Source organism: Mesorhizobium sp. RIZ17, from assembly GCF_051127865.1.
Lineage (GTDB): Bacteria > Pseudomonadota > Alphaproteobacteria > Rhizobiales > Rhizobiaceae > Mesorhizobium > Mesorhizobium humile.
Genome location: NZ_CP147861.1, coordinates 672,859 through 689,329 on the forward strand (window position 1 = coordinate 672,859; position 16,471 = coordinate 689,329).

At 62.7% G+C, this 16,471-nt stretch carries 16 protein-coding genes; 1 reads left to right on the forward strand and 15 read right to left on the reverse strand.

Features of this window, described 5'->3' with window-relative positions; translation table 11 throughout:
* Nucleotides 1–133: 133 nt before the first annotated feature.
* The 11 genes from WDX12_RS03285 to WDX12_RS03335 all read right to left on the reverse strand — a co-directional run bounded on the left by WDX12_RS03285 (nt 134) and on the right by WDX12_RS03335 (nt 11,735).
* Nucleotides 134–1,198 (reverse strand): ABC transporter ATP-binding protein, encoded by a 1,065-nt coding sequence (locus tag WDX12_RS03285; protein WP_320293082.1) that lies wholly within the window; start codon nt 1,196–1,198, stop codon nt 134–136.
* Between the two features lie 15 nt (nt 1,199–1,213).
* The gene (locus tag WDX12_RS03290; RefSeq protein ID WP_320293081.1) at nt 1,214–2,005 is read right to left on the reverse strand and encodes an ABC transporter permease; all 792 of its coding nucleotides are present in this window, start codon (nt 2,003–2,005) and stop codon (nt 1,214–1,216) included.
* The gene (locus WDX12_RS03295) at nt 2,002–2,919 is read right to left on the reverse strand and encodes an ABC transporter permease (RefSeq protein WP_430699200.1); all 918 of its coding nucleotides are present in this window, start codon (nt 2,917–2,919) and stop codon (nt 2,002–2,004) included. The genes WDX12_RS03290 and WDX12_RS03295 overlap by 4 nt, the downstream gene beginning before the upstream one ends.
* Nucleotides 2,920–2,982: 63 nt before the next feature.
* On the reverse strand, nt 2,983–4,089 hold the full coding sequence (locus WDX12_RS03300; protein ID WP_434723907.1) for an ABC transporter substrate-binding protein: 1,107 nt from the start codon (nt 4,087–4,089) through the stop codon (nt 2,983–2,985).
* A 246-nt stretch (nt 4,090–4,335) separates the two neighbouring features.
* Nucleotides 4,336–5,508: an iron-containing alcohol dehydrogenase gene (locus WDX12_RS03305; protein WP_434723908.1), complete on the reverse strand. Its 1,173-nt coding sequence runs from the start codon at nt 5,506–5,508 to the stop codon at nt 4,336–4,338.
* Between the two features lie 18 nt (nt 5,509–5,526).
* Nucleotides 5,527–6,912, reverse strand: a complete 1,386-nt coding sequence (locus WDX12_RS03310; RefSeq protein ID WP_434723909.1) for an aldehyde dehydrogenase family protein — start codon at nt 6,910–6,912, stop codon at nt 5,527–5,529.
* 14 nt (nt 6,913–6,926) lie between these two features.
* A complete protein-coding gene (locus tag WDX12_RS03315; protein WP_434723910.1) occupies nt 6,927–7,310 on the reverse strand; it encodes a type II toxin-antitoxin system VapC family toxin in 384 nt (127 codons plus the stop codon).
* 25 nt (nt 7,311–7,335) lie between these two features.
* The gene (locus WDX12_RS03320) at nt 7,336–7,815 is read right to left on the reverse strand and encodes a DUF7662 domain-containing protein (RefSeq protein ID WP_434723911.1); all 480 of its coding nucleotides are present in this window, start codon (nt 7,813–7,815) and stop codon (nt 7,336–7,338) included.
* A 72-nt stretch (nt 7,816–7,887) separates the two neighbouring features.
* Nucleotides 7,888–9,258, reverse strand: coding sequence for a glutamine synthetase family protein (locus WDX12_RS03325; RefSeq protein ID WP_320293075.1), 1,371 nt, complete (start codon nt 9,256–9,258; stop codon nt 7,888–7,890).
* A gap of 100 nt (nt 9,259–9,358) precedes the next feature.
* Nucleotides 9,359–10,894, reverse strand: a complete 1,536-nt coding sequence (locus tag WDX12_RS03330; protein ID WP_320293074.1) for an amino acid permease — start codon at nt 10,892–10,894, stop codon at nt 9,359–9,361.
* A gap of 22 nt (nt 10,895–10,916) precedes the next feature.
* Nucleotides 10,917–11,735, reverse strand: a complete 819-nt coding sequence (locus tag WDX12_RS03335) for an N-formylglutamate amidohydrolase (protein ID WP_434723912.1) — start codon at nt 11,733–11,735, stop codon at nt 10,917–10,919.
* Nucleotides 11,736–11,881: 146 nt separating this feature from the next.
* Between WDX12_RS03335 and WDX12_RS03340 the strand changes: the two genes are divergently transcribed.
* Complete coding sequence (locus WDX12_RS03340) at nt 11,882–12,706, forward strand: MurR/RpiR family transcriptional regulator (protein WP_320293072.1); 825 nt, start codon at nt 11,882–11,884, stop codon at nt 12,704–12,706.
* Nucleotides 12,707–12,957: 251 nt separating this feature from the next.
* Here WDX12_RS03340 and WDX12_RS03345 read toward each other — a convergent pair whose 3' ends face one another.
* The 4 genes from WDX12_RS03345 to WDX12_RS03360 are packed head-to-tail and all read right to left on the reverse strand — an operon-like array spanning nt 12,958 to nt 16,307.
* Nucleotides 12,958–13,368: a GtrA family protein gene (locus tag WDX12_RS03345; RefSeq protein WP_434723913.1), complete on the reverse strand. Its 411-nt coding sequence runs from the start codon at nt 13,366–13,368 to the stop codon at nt 12,958–12,960.
* Nucleotides 13,365–14,183: a ChbG/HpnK family deacetylase gene (locus WDX12_RS03350; RefSeq protein WP_434723914.1), complete on the reverse strand. Its 819-nt coding sequence runs from the start codon at nt 14,181–14,183 to the stop codon at nt 13,365–13,367. The genes WDX12_RS03345 and WDX12_RS03350 overlap by 4 nt, the downstream gene beginning before the upstream one ends.
* The gene (locus tag WDX12_RS03355; RefSeq protein WP_434723915.1) at nt 14,180–15,148 is read right to left on the reverse strand and encodes a glycosyltransferase family 2 protein; all 969 of its coding nucleotides are present in this window, start codon (nt 15,146–15,148) and stop codon (nt 14,180–14,182) included. Before WDX12_RS03355 ends, WDX12_RS03350 begins: the two co-directional genes overlap by 4 nt.
* Nucleotides 15,141–16,307, reverse strand: coding sequence for a glycosyltransferase 87 family protein (locus WDX12_RS03360; RefSeq protein WP_434723916.1), 1,167 nt, complete (start codon nt 16,305–16,307; stop codon nt 15,141–15,143). The genes WDX12_RS03355 and WDX12_RS03360 overlap by 8 nt, the downstream gene beginning before the upstream one ends.
* Between the last annotated feature and the right edge of the window lie 164 nt (nt 16,308–16,471).

Below are 16,471 nucleotides of genomic sequence, written 5' to 3' on the forward strand. Positions count from 1 at the left end.
TGAATGGTGAATGGTGAATGGTGAATGGTGAATGGTGAATGGTGAATGGGCATCATCAGAAGATTTGAGCACGTAAAGTGCTCTTTTTCGCTGATTGCCACTCACCATTCACTATTCGCTATTCACTCTTTCTCTAGTGCAGGACCAGCATATCGCCTGACGAAAACGAGATATCCGCCTTGTCGCCGACGACCGGCGGCGGAGTCGTCGAGTTGTTGAAGGTGTCGAGCGACACCGTGTTGCCGCCGATGCCGACGCGCACGCGGATGACCGAGCCGAGGAAATGCACTTCGGCGATCTCGCCCGACAGGCTGGTGTCGTGCCCGGGCTGGCGGGCCAGCGAAATCGCTTCCGGCCGCAACGCCAGCGACAGCGTATCGCCAGACTTCGAGCCGTTGAGCTTGCCCTTGAGCGAGACTTCCTGGGCGTTGACCTGCACCTTGCCCGTAGAGGCGTCGGTGACCTTGCCTTCGAGCACATTGAGCGTGCCGACGAAATTGGCGACGAACTTGGTCGCCGGTCGGTTGTAGATCTCGAACGGCGTGCCGACCTGCTCGGCCTTGCCGCCATACATCACCGCGATGCGGTCGGAGATCGACAGCGCCTCTTCCTGGTCATGCGTGACGAAGATGGTGGTGATGCCGAGCTTCTTCTGGATCGAGCGGATTTCCTCGCGCAGCGACACGCGCACCTTGGCGTCGAGCGCCGACAGCGGCTCGTCGAGCAGAAGCAGTTTGGGTTTCGGGGCAATCGCCCGCGCCAGCGCGATGCGCTGCTGCTGGCCGCCGGACAACTGGTAGGGATAGCGGTCGGCCATCTGCGGCAGCTTGATGATGTCGAGCATCTCGGCGACGCGCCTGTCGCAATCCGCCCTGGGCATGCCGGCGACCTTGAGGCCGAAGGCGATGTTCTGCGCCACGGTCAGGTTCGGGAACAGCGCGTAGGCCTGGAACACCATGCCGACATTGCGCTGGTTGGGCTTCAGCCGGGTGATGTCCTTGCCGGCGACGACGATCTTGCCGGCCGAGGGCTCCTCGAAACCGGCGACCATGCGCAGCACCGTCGTCTTGCCGCAGCCGGACGGGCCGAGGAAGGAGACGAACTCGCCGGGCTCTACATCGAGGTTGAAATCCTGCACCACGGTGTTGGCGCCGTAGGACTTTCGCACATGCTGGATGGACAGGAATGGCTCGGCCATGGCTTTTCTCTCAGGTCAATTCGGTCGGTTCGCCGATTTCGGCGCGAAACGGGACAGGATCTGGATCAGCGACATGCAGCCCCAGGTAATCGCGAAGGCGATGATGGCAAGGGCTGCCGGCTCATAGGCGCGGTTGGCGCCGATGTTCTGCAGATACGGCCCGAACGCCGGACGGTTGAGCAGGCTCGCCATCGTGAATTCGCCGATGACGATGGCGAAGGTCAGGAACGCGCCCGACAGCACCGCGATCAGTACATTGGGCAGAATAACGCGGGTTATGATCGTGGTCCAGCCGGCGCCTAGAATCTGCGCCGCCTCAGTCAGCGTCCTGACGTCGATGGTGCGAAGGCCAGTGTCGACGGCACGGTACATATAAGGCAGCGCCAGCGTCGCATAGCCAATCACCAGCAGGGCGCTGGCGCCCAAGTCGGTGGACAGGAAAGGCAGAGGCGAGTTCGAACCGTACATGCGGATATAGCCGAACACGATGACGATCGCTGGAATGACCAAAGGCAGCAGTGTGATGAACTCGACGATCGGCCTGATTTGAGGCAGGCGCAGACGGATCCAGTAGGCAGCCGGCACCACGACCAGCACACCGAGGACGATGGTGAAGATCGCAGCGATGACCGAATACAGGAACGTCGCCTGGAAGCGTGGGTCGCCGAGCACGACCTGATAGGCGTCGAAGGAATGGACACCGCGCCGCATGCGCATCGAAAACTCGAATGTCGCGAGCAGCGGAATGAAGAAATAGGCCGTGCCTATACCGAAGACGACCCAGGCCCAGAATTTGCCCGACTTCATTTCAGCCACCTCTCGGAGCGGGTCCGGAACCAGATGTAGAAGACATTCGCCAGCCCGGTAATGACGATCATGCCGAAGGCGATCGCATAGCCGAGCTGCGGGTTGTGCAGCACGTCGCCATTGATCTGCGAGTAGAGCTTGATGGGCACGATGTTGAGCTGCGGGCCGGAGAACGCATAGGCGGTCGCGATGGCGCCGAAGGCATTGGCGAACAACAGGATGACGGTGCCGAGGAAGCTCGGGAACAACACCGGTATCACCACCATCCGCCAGTACTGCCACTGGGTGGCGCCAAGCGTGGCCGCGGCCTCGTTCCATTCCTTCTTCAAGCCGTCGATCGCCGGCACGATGATGACCACCATCAGTGGGATCTGGAAGAACAGATAGACCACGATAAGGCCCCATGTGGTGAGGAAGTTGAACCCCATCGCATAGATGTTCAGATTGAATATGTCGCGCAGCAGCACGGTCACGATGCCAACGCGGCCCAGCGTCGCGATAAAGGCGAAGGCCAGCGGCAAGCCGGCAAAATTGGAGGCAACGCCGGAGAAGGTCAGCGTCGCGGAACGGACCCAGCTGGGCAGGCCGCCGCGCACGATGGCGATCGCTATCGCGAGCCCGGCGAACGCGCCGATGATGGCCGACCAGAAGCTGATCTTGATCGAAACCCAGTAGGAATTGCTGATCGAAGGATCGCTCACCAGCTGCAGGATGTTGTCCAGCGTGAACCCGCCTTCGCCGGTCTCGAACGCGCCGATGACGAGATAGATCGTCGGCAGGATCAGGAACATCAGCACAAAAACGAAGAAAGGCGCGACGCCAATCCACTGCGTCGGCAGCCGAAAGGCCGTTGCCTGACTTGGCGGCGCGGATTTGGTGGCAATCGACTGATTTGAAAGCGAGAGATCGGTCATGCGCCGGCACCGTCTTCGAGAGAAAGCCGGGCGGCCGTTTGGCCGCCCGGTGCATTTCAAGTCTTACTTGACGTTGGCGCCGACGGTGGCGTCCCAGTTCTTGCTGATGACTTCCTTGGCCTTGGCCTGCTCATCGAGCGTCGGGAACACGGCCGCGGCATAGGACTCGGCCGGCGGCAGCTTGGCCAGCACGTCCGCCGGGATCTTGCCGTTCTTGGCGAGGTCGTTGAAGCGGATCGGGTGGCAGTAGCCCTTCAGCCAGCCGATCTGGCCTTCGTCGGAGTAGAGATACTCCAACCACAGCTTGGCGGCATTCGGATGCGGCGCGAAGGCGCTGATCGCCTGCACGTAGACACCGGCGACGACGCCCGTCTTCGGCACGATGACGTCGACCGGCGGGTTGCCCTTCAGCGTGTCGCGGCCGGCGAGCGCGTTGTAGTCCCAGGTGATCAGGATCGGCGTCTGGCCCTGCGCCAGCGTCGCGGACTTGCCGACGACCGGAACGAAATTGCCGGCGGCATTGAGCTTCTTGAAGAAGTCGAGACCGGCGGTGCCGGCGGCTTCGCCAGCGGCCGCACCCGTCGAAAGGCCGGCGGCATAGACGCCCTGGATGGCCTGGTTCGAAGCACGCGGATCACCGGCGAGCGCGACGGTGTTGGCGAATTCCGGCTTCAGCAGGTCGGCCCAATCGGCCGGCGATTGCTTGACCAGATCCTTGTTCACTTCGAAGGAAAGCACGCCGTAGTAGTCGCCTGTCCAGGCGCCGTCGGCATCCTTGGCGCTGTCCGGGATCGAGTCCCAGGTCGACACCTTGTAAGGCATCAGCAGGCCGTCTTTCTTGGCGGTCGGGCCGAAGGAGAGGCCGACGTCGATCACGTCAGGCGCCTGCGGGCCCTTGTTGTCCTTGTTGGCTTTGATCGCCTCGACCTCGTCGCCCGAACCGGCGTCCGGGTTGAGTTCGTTGACCTTGATTTCCGGATATTTAGCCTTGAAAGCGTCGATCACTGCCCCGTAGCCGCACCAGTCATGCGGGAGCGCGATGACAGTGAGCTGGCCTTCCGCCTTCGCGGCCTTGACGAGATCGTCCATCGAAGCGGCGGACGAAATCACCGTCGACGCGAAGAGCGTCGCGGCCGAGAGGGAAAGCACTTTCCCCGTGAACTTGAACATGTGTTCTCTCCGTTGAACTGGCGCGCTTAAGCGCCTGCGATGCGGGTATCGTTTTCGTGTGACAGCCAGATGAAGGCTTTTTGAAACCCGAGCCCCGCGGCCAAAAAAGTTAACTCTTTTTAACAGACTGTAGCAATTAGCCCGCACTTAATTTTCCGGCTAATGGTTAGTCACCTTGCCTTTTGCCCTCTCCCTCCCGCTCTGGAACGCCCCTTCATTCAACTCTTCGGCATTGAAAGCCGGCTCTCAGACGGAGCCGGCGATCGCATTTTCGAGCAGCGTCAGCGCCGCTTTCTTGGTGAGCTTGACCGGATTGCCGCCGGCGGTGGGGTCGACCACCGCCATGTCGGCGATCAGGCCTTTTCGCTTCTTGTCCATGTCGAGGCCCTTGATCAGGCCGGGCAACGCATGCGGCACCTTAAGCTCCTTGCGCAATTTGATGATCGCCTTGGCGAAGCCGTCGAAGCCGCCCTTGATACCGCAATAGGCTGCGAGCCGGGCGATGCGCTCCTCGACGCTCTCCCTGTTGAAGGCGAGCACATAGGGCATGAACACGGCATTGGTCATGCCGTGATGGGTGTCGTAGAGCGCGCCGATCGGATGCGACAGCGAATGGATTGCTCCGAGCCCTTTCTGGAAGGCGGCGGCGCCCATGGCGGCGGCGCTCATCATATGGGCGCGGGCAACGAGATCCTTGCCGTTGGCGAAAGCCTTGGGCAGGTTCTCGAACACCAGCCGGATGCCTTCCACCGCGATGCCGTCGGCCATCGGATGGTAGCCCGGCGCGCAATAGGCCTCGAGGCAATGCGCCAGCGCGTCCATGCCGGTGCCGGCGGTGATGAAGGCCGGCATGCCGACCGACAGCTCCGGATCGGCAATGACGATCGCCGGCAGAAGCTTCGGATGGAAGATGACCTTCTTGGTGTGGGTCGCCTCATTGGTGATGACGCCGGCGCGGCCGACCTCGGAGCCGGTTCCCGCCGTGGTCGGCACGGCGATGATCGGCGCGATCGCGTCCGAGTTGGCCCTGGTCCACCAGTCGCCGACGTCCTCGAAATCCCATACGGGCCGTGTCTGCCCGGCCTGGAAGGCGATCAGCTTGCCGAGGTCGAGCGCCGAGCCGCCGCCGAAGGCGATGACGCCGTCATGCTTGCCCTTCTTGAACACGGCGATGCCGGCGGTGAGGTTGGACTCGACCGGGTTCGGCTTCACCTCCGAAAACACGCCATAGGGAACCTTGGCGTCGTCGAGGATTTTCAGCGTCGAGGCGACGACCGGAAGTTTCGCCAGGCCCGGGTCGGTGACGAAGAGCGGGCGCTTGATGCCCGTGGCAGCCAGTACGTCCGGCAGTTCCTTGATACGCCCGGCGCCGAAGCGGACGGTGGTGGGGTAGTTCCATTTGGAGATCAGCTTGGACATGTCTTGTCTTTCAAAAAGTCAGATTGCTTCGCGCAGGTGATAGGATTTTGGCCGGGTCAGATTGTCGTAGCCGATGGCCGAAAGGGCTGCGCCCTTGCCGGTGTCCTTGACGCCGGTCCAGACCAGCGCCGGGTCGAGATAGTCGCAGCGGTTCATGAATACCGTGCCGGTTTCGACGCGGTCGCCGATGGCCGCCGCGCGGTCGGTGTCGCGGGTCCAGATAGACACCGTCAGCCCATAGGGGCTGTCGTTCATCAGCGCGATCGCCTCCTCGTCGTTGCGCACCTTCATGATGCCGACGATCGGCCCAAAACTTTCCTCGCGCATGACGCTCATCTGGTGATCGACTTCGGTCAGCACCTCTGGCGCCAGATAGGGCGAGCCGGCTCTGTCGTTCTCGACCTTCATGTCGATATGCGCCCTGGCGCCCTTGCGCAGTGCCTCGGCCTTCTGCTCGCGGATCAGGTCGGCGAAGCGCGCCTGCGCCATCGGCCCCATGGTGGTCGCCTGCTCCAGCGGATTGCCGACGACATAGTTCCTGGTCTCGGCGACAAAGCCCTCGACGAATTCGTCATAGACCTTCTCATGCACATAGACGCGCTCGATGCCGCAGCAGCACTGGCCGGAATTGAAGAAAGCGCCATCGACCAGATTGGCGACCGCATGGTCCATCTTGGCGTCGGGCAGCACATAGGCCGGGTCCTTGCCGCCGAGCTCGAGGCCGAGCGTCATGAAAGTGCCGGCCGCGGCCTTCTCGATGGCGCGGCCACCGCCTACCGAGCCGGTGAAGTTGACATGATCGATCTTGCCGGAGCCGAGCAGCTTCTCGGTCTGGGCGTGGTTCATGACCAGGTTCTGGAACAGCCCCTTGGGCAGGCCGGCCTTGTCGAATGCTTGCTGGAAGCGCTCGCCGACCAGCAACGTCTGCGCGGCATGCTTGAGGATGACGGCACTGCCCGCCATCAAGGCCGGCACGATGGTGTTGACCGCGGTGAGATAGGGATAGTTCCAAGGCGCGATCACCAGCACGACGCCGAGCGGCACCTTCTTTACATAGCGGCGGAAGCCGTCCTTCGGATTGGAGGCCAGGACCGGCTTCAGCGCGGCTTCGGCGATCTCGACCATGTAGCTGGTGCGTTCCTTGACGCCGCCGAACTCGCCGCCATAGCGCACCGGCCGCCCCATCTGCCAGGCGATCTCGGGCACGATCTCGTCGGCCATGGCGACCAGCGCCTCGAGCATCGCCAGCATGTATCTGCCGCGCTCGACGACCGGCGTCTCGGCCCATTTCTCCTGCGCCGCCCTGGCGCGCTCGACCGCCGCGTTGATCGCCTGGTCGGTCGCGACCGGCCGCTCGGCATAGATCGAGCCGTCGATGGGGGATTTGAGTTTTACCGTTTCCAAGAAGACGTCTCCAATCAACAAGGTACTGTTTTGACGAAGCCCGCCGCGCCATAGGCGAGGATGGCGCGATCGCGGGTGATGATTTCCAGGTTCCTCGAACGGGCCGTCGCTATGATGATCCGGTCCGTCGGGTCATTGTGAACGGCGCCGGGCAGAAACGACGATTCGACCAAGAGCTCGCTGTCGATCCCCTCGACGCTGGTGGCACCGGCTTTCACGAACCCTTCGAACCATGCAAGCGGCGACTTGATGAACGGAAGCCGGCCCTTGGAGACGAGCATTCCGATTTCCCAGGCCGACATGACCGAAACAGCGATCACGCCACCGTTCTTTCGCGTGCTGGCCACCTTATCAACGGCCGCTCTTGCGACCGGCTGTTCGGTCGACAGCCACAGCATGAAGCACGTGTCCAGCAATATCCCATCAGTCGTCATACACTTTGCCCCAGTCCGGATCCGCAGGGGCGGTGTAGTCGACGTCGGGAAGAAGCGTGAGAGTCCCGGCCATGCATCCAAACAGCGGATCGCCGCCCCGAGGCGGCACGATATAGTCTTGGCTCTTGCCGCTCATGTCCGGTGCGTTCTTGAAACCCACCTTATCCTCCATGAAGCCTGACCGGCGCCCCGAACCTCCTTCCCCGGCTTGCCCGCCTGCCGTTCCTTGCGGAGAACGCCGAAACACCAGTTTTTCGCCGGCGATATTGACCGACTCCGTCTGGAAGCCCGCGGCCAGCCACTCCTTGGTCATCGGATTGTTGCTGGGATTGTTGCTCCACCAAGCGGGATACTGCTTGGACGCCGGTAACCTTTCACCCAGCAGCTTCTCGATGTCGCTGAACGACATCGGGACCCGCTCACCGGCTTGAGCCATAAGATACGAACGCAAAGGCGAGTATTTTCCCATTTTTTACGCTCCCGAACCTAACTAAGCTGGAACTACAGCTTTAGTTAGGTTCAGTCAACGCCTATTACAGCTTTAGTATCGCTCGAACCCTCTGTGCAGTTCCCAATCCGTGATGCGGCGGTCGTATTCGAACTGCTCCCAGCGGGCGGTGTGCACATAGTGCTCAATCACGTCGTCGCCGAAGGCCTGCTTCAGCATTTTCGACTTGGCCAGCGTCTCGGTGGCGTCGCGCAATGTCTTCGGGATCTCAGGCAGGCGCGAGGCCTGATAGGCGTCGCCGACGAACGGCTTCTGCAACTCAAGCTTCTCGTCGATGCCGGCGAGGCCGGACGCGATCAGGGCGGCGAAGGCGAGATACGGATTGAGATCGGCGCCGCCGATGCGGCATTCCATGCGGATGCCCTTGGTGCCCTCGCCGCAGAGCCGGAAGCCGGCGGTACGGTTGTCCTCGCTCCACATGATCTTGGTCGGCGCGAAGGTGCCCGCCTGGAAGCGCTTGTAGGAATTGATGTAGGGCGCCAGGAACCAGGTGAATTCCTTGGCGTATTTGAGCTGGCCGGCGGCCCATTGCTGGCCGAGGCTCGACAGCGTCCAGTCGGCTTGTCTGTCGAAGAATAGCGGCGTCTTGCCGTCGGCGCTCCACAGCGAATTGTGGATGTGGCTGGAATTGCCGGCGAGGCCGTAATTGTACTTGGCCATGAAGGAGATGGCCTTGCCCTCGGAATCGGCGATCTCCTTGGCGCCGTTCTTCAGGATGACGTGGCGGTCGGCCATGTCGAGCGCCTCGGCATAGCGCACATTGATCTCTTCCTGGCCCGGTCCCCACTCGCCCTTGGAGTTCTCGATCGGAATGCCGGCAGCTTCCATCTCGTTGCGAAGCCGGCGCATGACGCCTTCTTCCTTGCTGGTGATGCCGATCTGGTAATCGCCGATATAGGGCGACGCGCTATCGAGCCCCTGCCAGTGCTTCTTGCGCGCCGAATCGTAGGTTTCGCTGAACAGGTAGAATTCGAGCTCGGAGGCGAAATAGCCGATATAGCCGCGCTCCTGCAGGCGCTTGACCTGCTTCTTCAGGATCGCGCGGGGGGAGTGTGCCAAATCGTCATGCGTGTGATGGTCGAGCACGTCGCAGATGACCAGCGCCGTCTTTTCCAGCCACGGAATGCGACGCAGCGTCGACAGGTCAGGCTTCATGACGAAGTCGCCATAGCCCTTCGACCAGCTTGCCGCCTTGTAGCCCGGCACCGGCTCCATATCGATGTCGCAGGCCAAGAGATAGTTGCAGCCATGCGTCTCGCCATGCGCGGAATCGACGAAATACTGGGCCAGGAAGCGTTTTCCCGCGAGCCGGCCCTGCATATCGACGATGCAGGCCAGCACCGTGTCGATCTCGCCGTTCGAGACCGCTTTCTTCAACTGATCGAACGAGAAATTTCCGGCCATTCCTTTGGCACTCCAGTGCTTGTCTTTTCGGGCTTGTCAGATGAGGAACATTAAGAAAACCATGGCCGGCGCGATGCCGGCCATGGCTCGATGGTCGATTTCACTGACCGGTTTCGCCTACTGCCACTTCGGCTGCCGCAATTTCCGCCTGACGACGAGCAATATCGGCGCCGATCGGCGGGCCCTTGAACCGCCGGGATTCGAGGCCGAACCACAGCACCGCGAGAAGGATGATCAAACCGATGGCATAGTTGATCAAGATATCGAAGGGCGGTTGGATACCGGCATACATCAGGACCAGAACGCCAAGGACGGTGATAATGGCGAACGGCTTTGACCACATGCCCAGACGGAACGGACCGAATTCGGTCCAGGTCTTGCCTTCCGCAAGAAGGCCAGCCGCCACCGGCATCGCATAAGACACATAGAGGAACAGGGCGCAGCCGGCCGCCAACGCTGCGAAAGCCGGCGAGTAAAGCGTGGCGGCGATCGACAGCACGACGCCGAGCCAGATGGCCGGGACGGGCGTGCGCCAGGTCGGCGAAACCTGCTTCCACAGTGACGACCCCGGTAGGCCTCCGTCGCGCGAAAAGGCGAAGATCATGCGTGAGGTCGACGTGAGCCCGGCCAGCGCGCACAGATAGTTCGACAGCACGATTGAGATGCCGAGCAGGTCTTTCAACCAGGTCGGCGCCGGCAGGTTGTTGAACAGGTTGAACCAGGCATTGCCGCCGTCCTTTGCGGTCGCCGCCAGATCTGGGCTGGCCAGCACGAAGGAGACGGCCATGACGAAGCCGAAGATGAGCGACCACAGCACTGCATGGATCATGCCTCTCGGCACCGCGACGCGGGCGTTGTGGGTTTCCTCGGCGGTATGCGCCGAGGCGTCGAAGCCGGTGATCGTATAGAGCGGATAGAGAAGGCCGATCAGGAAGGCCACGAACGCGGTTCGGGCCGTCGGAACATAGCCGCCGCCCAGATCGCCGGTCGTGTTGACGAAAGTCGTCAACCGCGAAAGATCGAAGCCATGCGCGCCCCAGATCAGGAAGGTCAGCGTCAGCACCACCGCGACGACGAGGATGAGATAGCCGGAAAAGTCGGTCAGCCTCGTCGTCGTCTTGATGCCTAGATGATTGAACAGGCCTTGGGTGACGGTAATGATGACGACCGCCGCCGTCTGTTGCCAGAAGCCCCAGGTCGAGGTGTCCAGGCCGAGGATCGGACCAGCGACCAGCCCTTGGAACAACAGATAGACACCGACATTGACCGAAGCGACGACGAAGATCAGGCCGAGCAGATTGATCCAGGCCGTGGCCCAGCCCCAGCCGCGCCCACCGAGAATCGAGGACCAGTGGTATAAACCGCCGGCGGTAGGATAGGCCGAGCCGATCTGGCCGAGCGAAGCGGCGACGACAAGGGCGAACAGGCCACCTACGAGCCAGCCGATGGTCGCCTCAAAACCGCTGCCGGTGGCCATGGCCAGCGGGAACGATGTGATGCCGCCAGCCAGGATGCAAATGATCGAAAAGGAAATGGCAAAGTTGGAGAAGCCGCCCATGCGGCGCGCCAATTCCTGGGCGTAACCCATGCTGTGAAGGATTTTTACGTCCTCCGACTTGTGATCCGGTGTTGTCATGTTGGAAGTCCCCTATTGGTTTTTAGCTGGCCGATTGTACTGACTTTCCCATTGTGCGTTGTCGGGAGCCCCTGGCCTCCTCGGGCTCCAGGTTAGAAAAGATGCCGGTGAGCAGATCCGCCCATTTCCGCTGTCCGGTCTCGCCGGCGATTTCGTCGTTGCGGATTTCGATCATCGCGCAGGGCAGCCCGCGCGAGCGCGCATGCCGTTCCAGCGTGAAATAGACGCGGTCGGCCGGCGAATAGGGTTCGTTGACGCCTACTGTGACGCCGGAGAGCCGCCGCAGCGCCGATATCAGCGGCGCAGCCAGGCGGCGATCCTCGTCATGGATGATGCCGATATGCCATGGCCGGCTTTTGCCCTTGTAGATCGGCGTGAAGGAGTGGACCGACACCAGCCGCGTCTCCTGGCCGCGCGCCAGCCGCCGTTCGACGATTTGGGCAATCGTGTCGTGGAACGGGCGCCAGGCAAGGTCGATGCGCGCTGCGCGCTGCTTGTCGGACAAGCCAGAATTTCCGGGAATGGCTGTCGTTTCGCTGACCGGCGGAACGAGGTCCGGCGCGTCGAGCGGCCGGTTGCAATCGATGACCAGCCGCGACACACGGGTCTCTATTAAGGTCGCGTCCAGCGCCTCGGCCATGCGGAGTGCGACAGGAAGCGCGCCCGGGTCCCAGGCGATATGGCGCGAAAGGTCCGCAGCCGGCAGGCCAAGCGTTCCGAACTCGGCGGGCAGGACGTTGGAAGCGTGGTCGCAGGTGAAGACGAAAGGACTGAGTCCGCCAGGGTTGGTCACCCTTACGGTTTCATACGGTGCAAGGCTGGCGGGCCGTGCTTTCTCCATACTGCCGTCCCCTGGGGAGCGCTGTATCGTATGTTACGTATTTTGCCTCATTGCGTCCCTGTGAATGATTTCATACAGTTTGACCGGCTTTGTCAAACGCGAATTCGGGAAAACGGCGTCGGCGGGCCAACAGGCGGGGGAAAACCATGATTTCCAGCATTGCCGAATTGATCTCGGACCGCATCGGCACGATGCCGGCCGGCGAGCGCCGCGCCGCGCAGACGCTGATTGCCAACTATCCTTTGACCGGGTTGAAGACCGTCGCCGAATTCTCGACCGCGGCCGGCGTGTCCTCGCCGACGATCTTGCGCTTCGTCGCCAGGCTCGGTTTCCAGAACTATCCTGAATTCCAGTCGGCGCTGCAGGATGAGCTGGCGGCGCAATTGCAGTCGCCCGCTTCGCGCACGCTCAATCCCTCCTCGGCCGGCGGCGCCGCCTCGCCGATGCTCGAGGCGACGCTCGACAACATGCGCGAGACCTTCCGGCATCTCACCGACAAGCAGCTCGCCGACATCGCCGCGCGGCTCGCCGAGCGGCGCGGCAAGACCTTCCTCATCGGTGGTCGCTTCACCGATCCGCTGGCGCGCTACATGGCCGCCCACCTGGCCATCATCCAGCCGGACGTCTATCATCTCGCCGGCCAGGAGAGCATCTGGCGCGACCGCCTGATCGACATGGGCAAGCGCGACGTTCTGGTGATCTTCGACATCCGCCGCTACCAGGAAAGTCTCGTCCGCTTTGCCGAGAAGGCGCATCACCGCGGCGTGCAGATCATTCTGTTCACCGACCAGTGGCTTTCGCCGATCGCCCGCTTCGCCCGCCATGTGATCGCCGGGCGCACCGCTGTGCCTTCGGCCTGGGATTCGTCCGCCGCCCTGTTCGTCGTCGTTGAGACGCTGATCGGTGCCGTGACCAGGCAGCTGGAAGCCGCCGGCGCCAAGCGCATCCGCGACCTGGAGAGCTTGCGCTAATGCAGTTGCCCAGAAGCGCGCAACGGTTCCGGGACGACGACATCCATCAAAACTAAAGACCTGAAGCGCGTCGCCCAAAATTCGTTTCAGTGTGACACGCTTTAGCACGTCCGGCTCCCGCGAAAACGCGGCAAGGATCGGGACCGCGGCGGCAATCCGGCTTTACATCGACCATGATCCCGAAAAGTGGGACCCGGTTTTCGGAAAGATCATGGTTGGATCAGGTCCTGACGCGGAGCCGGCCGCGTAGACTATTTCAGCAGCCGGCCCTCGATCGACCAGCGCGCCGCCAGGAAGTTCAGCACAGCCGCCACCACGACGCCGATGATCTTGGCCGGCCACACGCCGACGGTCCCGGCCAGGACGGCGATCGAGAGGCTGGAGACGCCAAGCGAAATCAGCGCTCCCAGCGAGACGAAGCGCAGGAAGGAGTGGTGCAGCCGGATGTTCGGGTCCCGCTCGAACGACCAGAAGCCGTTCGCCACGAAGGAGAAGAGCACGGCGACGAACCAGGCGCCGACATTGGCGGCCAAAGCCGGCACCGCGAGCTTGAGCAGCAGGAAAAAAGCGGCGAGGTCGATGCCGGTGTTGACCAGCCCGACCATGGCGAAGCGGACGATCTTGTTGCCGGTCGAACGCTGCGGCTGGCCGGCGCCGGTCATGCGCGACCGTCCATGACGCGAGTTCCGGCCTTGTCGAGGCTGACGCCGAAATCCTGCGAGGAAAGAACCGTGAACTCGGCCTCACGTGCGCCCTGCATCGGGTCGCGAGCGCGCAACACGTCATCGACATGGCCCGGATGGCACATGAACACCCCTTGTTCTGGCAAGGTGTCGAGCGCGGCGCGCAGCGTCGAAGCGAATTTCTCCGGCTGTCGCCAGTCATAGATGCCGGAAAGCGGCGTCATGAGGCTGAAGCCCGCCCGTTGCATCGCTCTGTTGAAGCCCGCGGCCAGAGTGGCGATCGCCGCGACCTTGGCCGCCGCGTCCAGGCCGGAAAACCCTGGCGCGCCTCGTAGCGCGGGCCTGCGTGCGCTTTCTCCAAAACGCGCGAGCAGCCAATGTCGTACCACGGGAAGGAAATGCACATGCTGGTGCCCGTCGATGTGGTCGGGCGGGCCGGCCAGCGCTTCGGTGAAGCGGTCGTACTGGGCGTCGAGCTCGGCATGAACGTCCCGCTCGTCGATGCGCCCGCGCCGCACCGGCAGCGCAAGCGAGGCAAGTCCGGGCAATTTGCCTTCCGGCGCCAGGCTGGACGAACCGGTCACCGCGATCTGATCGGTGAGGGTGAGGTGCAGCCCGACGGCCGCCCGTTGACGCAACGGCCTGATGCGCGCCGCCGCCTCCTCCCATTCGGGAAAGCCGGTCATGCAACTGGTGCCGGTCAGGCGGCCGCGCTCGATGAGGTCGAGGATCGCGCTCGATACCCCCGGCGCCAGGCCGTAGTCGTCGGCGATCAGGCGGATCGACCTGGTCATTTGTCGGCGGCAACCCGCTCGGCGGCATTGCCATGCAGGACGTCGCGCACGATGTAGACGGGCCGGTCCTTGCTTTCGCTGAGCGTCACCCAGACATACTCGCCGATCAGGCCGAGCAGCGCCAGGTTGAGGCCGCCCAGCAGCACGACGGCGACCATGATGCTGGGGTAGCCAGGCACGGCGATGCCGTAGAACAGCACCTCGAAGAGCACTTTCACGCCATAGGCGAGACCGGCAAATGCCCCCAGCAATCCGATGAGGCTGATGACGCGCAGCGGGATCACGGAGAACGAGGTGAACCCTTCGAGCGAGAACGCGATCAGGTTGAACCTTGTCCATTTCGACGTGCCGCCGGCGCGGTTCTCCGGCGAGTAGAGCACCGCCTTCTGGCGGAAGCCGGCCCAGGCGAACAGGCCCTTGTTGAAACGGCGCTTGTCGCGCACGCTGGTCAAGGCCCGCGCCACCGCGCCGCGCATGACGCGGAAGTCCCCGGCATTCTCGGGAATATCGAAACGCTGGCTGCTGTTGATCAGCTTGTAGAAAAGCCGCGCCAGCTGGCTGCGCCGCCAGCTCCCCTCGCGCCGGTCGTTCTGCGCGTAGACGACATCGATCTCCGGATCCTCGACCAGTTCGCCGATCATCCTCAGGCTGATGTCCATGGAATGCTGGAGGTCGGAGTCCATGATCAGGACCATGTCACCGCGGGAATGATCAAGGCCGGCGAGCACCGCCGCTTCCTTGCCGAAATTGCGGCTGAGCCGCACGATTTCCCAGGAGCCCGACAACGACGCGGCGAATGTCTCGGCACTGCCGTCGCGGCTGCCGTCGTCGACGAGTATCTTGCGGACGGTCATGCCGAAGCGCTCCGCCACGGCCACTTCCAGCCTGTCGAGCAACTCGACGAAGGCGATGGCGGATTCGGCCTCGTTGAAGAAGGGCGCGATGACGTCGAGCATCTCAGCCATGCGCTACAGCTCCGGGGGTCGGCACATTCTGTCGGCCTTGCGTCCAGAACCAGCCGACGAGCAGGCAGGCGATTATGCTGATGCTGATCGGCCGGAACCACAGGTGGAAAAGATCGTGCAGCCGCGGATCGACACTGGTCAGCCCGGTGACGAAGAGGAGCGTTGCCAAAAACCAGCGCATGGCCCCGGCTCCCCTCTCCCGCCACAGCAGGGCGATGCAAAGACCGGCTGGCACCGCCACCATGGCATAGGTGTTCTGCTCGACCCGCGGATTGAAGACGCACATGTAGAACGCCGCAATGAGGAATATGGCCAGTCCGCTGATGTTGGCGTCCAGCCTGCGGTCGAACTGGAGCACCGCCCACAGCGTAAGCAAACCCGCGACGACGCGCACGATCGTCGCCTGGGATTCCGAAAGCGGCATCCCAAACCGCGTGAAAGGCGCCGTGAAGTCGGCCGGAACGAAAGAACCGGTCGGGTCGACCGTCATCGACGTCAGCATGCGGAAGAAATCCTGGTACTGGGCGTTGATGTAGTCCGCGGGCGCAAAACCATAGGGGATGGCGAGCACGAGAAGGACCGCCAGCGCCAGCACCGGTATCAGCCTGGGACGCAGCGCCCCCACCAGAAGCAGCATGATGATCGCGGTCGGCTTGGCGATGATCGCAAGCGTGGCCCAGAAGAAGCTCTCAGCCCGGCGCCCCTCGAGCGCCGACAGCGTGAGAAACCAGCACGCCCCGGTGAGCAGGATCGTCGCCTGGCCGTTGCGAAGCGCTGCCAGCGCCATCGGCAAGGCAAGGAACAGGCCGAAGGACAGCAGCCATGTCTGCTCCTGGCCGCCGATCTTGCGCACCTGACGCATTGCGGCGAAGGTCAGCGCGCCGAAGCCCAGCACGTGCCAAAGAACGCTGCCCAGATGCGGCCCGAGTTTCACCAGGGGAACGTAAAGGGCGGCGAAAGCGGGCGCGTAAAGATACCCCATCGCGGCCTGGACGTGATACAGCGGCTCACGGCTCAGGAAAGCTTCGCTGCCATGTCTGTAGATATGGACCACCGAACGCGTGTCGGGCGACCATAGCGCCAGCCCAAGCACGATCAGAAACGACCCGACCCATAGCCAAAACCCCAAACGGTCGAAAACCGGCTTGGTTACCGTCATAGCGCACCCCGCGTTCCGACCAGGACGGCTTTCCCATCGCCGCCTGGCTTCACCGCCGGCGAGATATCACATCGAAATGGAATAAGACATCCAAGCGTGACTGCTGTCGGCGCGGGGCAAGGGACGGCGCAACAGCGGCATTTTTCCGCCGCTGCCTTGTCGAT

Bases quoted from the DNA above. Each gene is read 5' to 3' on its own strand.
- WDX12_RS03285 (WP_320293082.1), bottom strand. From the start codon at position 1,198: ATGGCCGAGCCATTCCTGTCCATCCAGCATGTGCGAAAGTCCTACGGC.
- WDX12_RS03290 (WP_320293081.1), bottom strand. From the start codon at position 2,005: ATGAAGTCGGGCAAATTCTGGGCCTGGGTCGTCTTCGGTATAGGCACG.
- WDX12_RS03295 (WP_430699200.1), bottom strand. From the start codon at position 2,919: ATGACCGATCTCTCGCTTTCAAATCAGTCGATTGCCACCAAATCCGCG.
- WDX12_RS03300 (WP_434723907.1), bottom strand. From the start codon at position 4,089: ATGTTCAAGTTCACGGGGAAAGTGCTTTCCCTCTCGGCCGCGACGCTC.
- WDX12_RS03305 (WP_434723908.1), bottom strand. From the start codon at position 5,508: ATGTCCAAGCTGATCTCCAAATGGAACTACCCCACCACCGTCCGCTTC.
- WDX12_RS03315 (WP_434723910.1), bottom strand. From the start codon at position 7,310: ATGCTGTGGCTGTCGACCGAACAGCCGGTCGCAAGAGCGGCCGTTGAT.
- WDX12_RS03320 (WP_434723911.1), bottom strand. From the start codon at position 7,815: ATGGGAAAATACTCGCCTTTGCGTTCGTATCTTATGGCTCAAGCCGGT.
- WDX12_RS03325 (WP_320293075.1), bottom strand. From the start codon at position 9,258: ATGGCCGGAAATTTCTCGTTCGATCAGTTGAAGAAAGCGGTCTCGAAC.
- WDX12_RS03330 (WP_320293074.1), bottom strand. From the start codon at position 10,894: ATGACAACACCGGATCACAAGTCGGAGGACGTAAAAATCCTTCACAGC.
- WDX12_RS03335 (WP_434723912.1), bottom strand. From the start codon at position 11,735: ATGGAGAAAGCACGGCCCGCCAGCCTTGCACCGTATGAAACCGTAAGG.
- WDX12_RS03340 (WP_320293072.1), top strand. From the start codon at position 11,882: ATGATTTCCAGCATTGCCGAATTGATCTCGGACCGCATCGGCACGATG.
- WDX12_RS03345 (WP_434723913.1), bottom strand. From the start codon at position 13,368: ATGACCGGCGCCGGCCAGCCGCAGCGTTCGACCGGCAACAAGATCGTC.
- WDX12_RS03350 (WP_434723914.1), bottom strand. From the start codon at position 14,183: ATGACCAGGTCGATCCGCCTGATCGCCGACGACTACGGCCTGGCGCCG.
- WDX12_RS03355 (WP_434723915.1), bottom strand. From the start codon at position 15,148: ATGGCTGAGATGCTCGACGTCATCGCGCCCTTCTTCAACGAGGCCGAA.
- WDX12_RS03360 (WP_434723916.1), bottom strand. From the start codon at position 16,307: ATGACGGTAACCAAGCCGGTTTTCGACCGTTTGGGGTTTTGGCTATGG.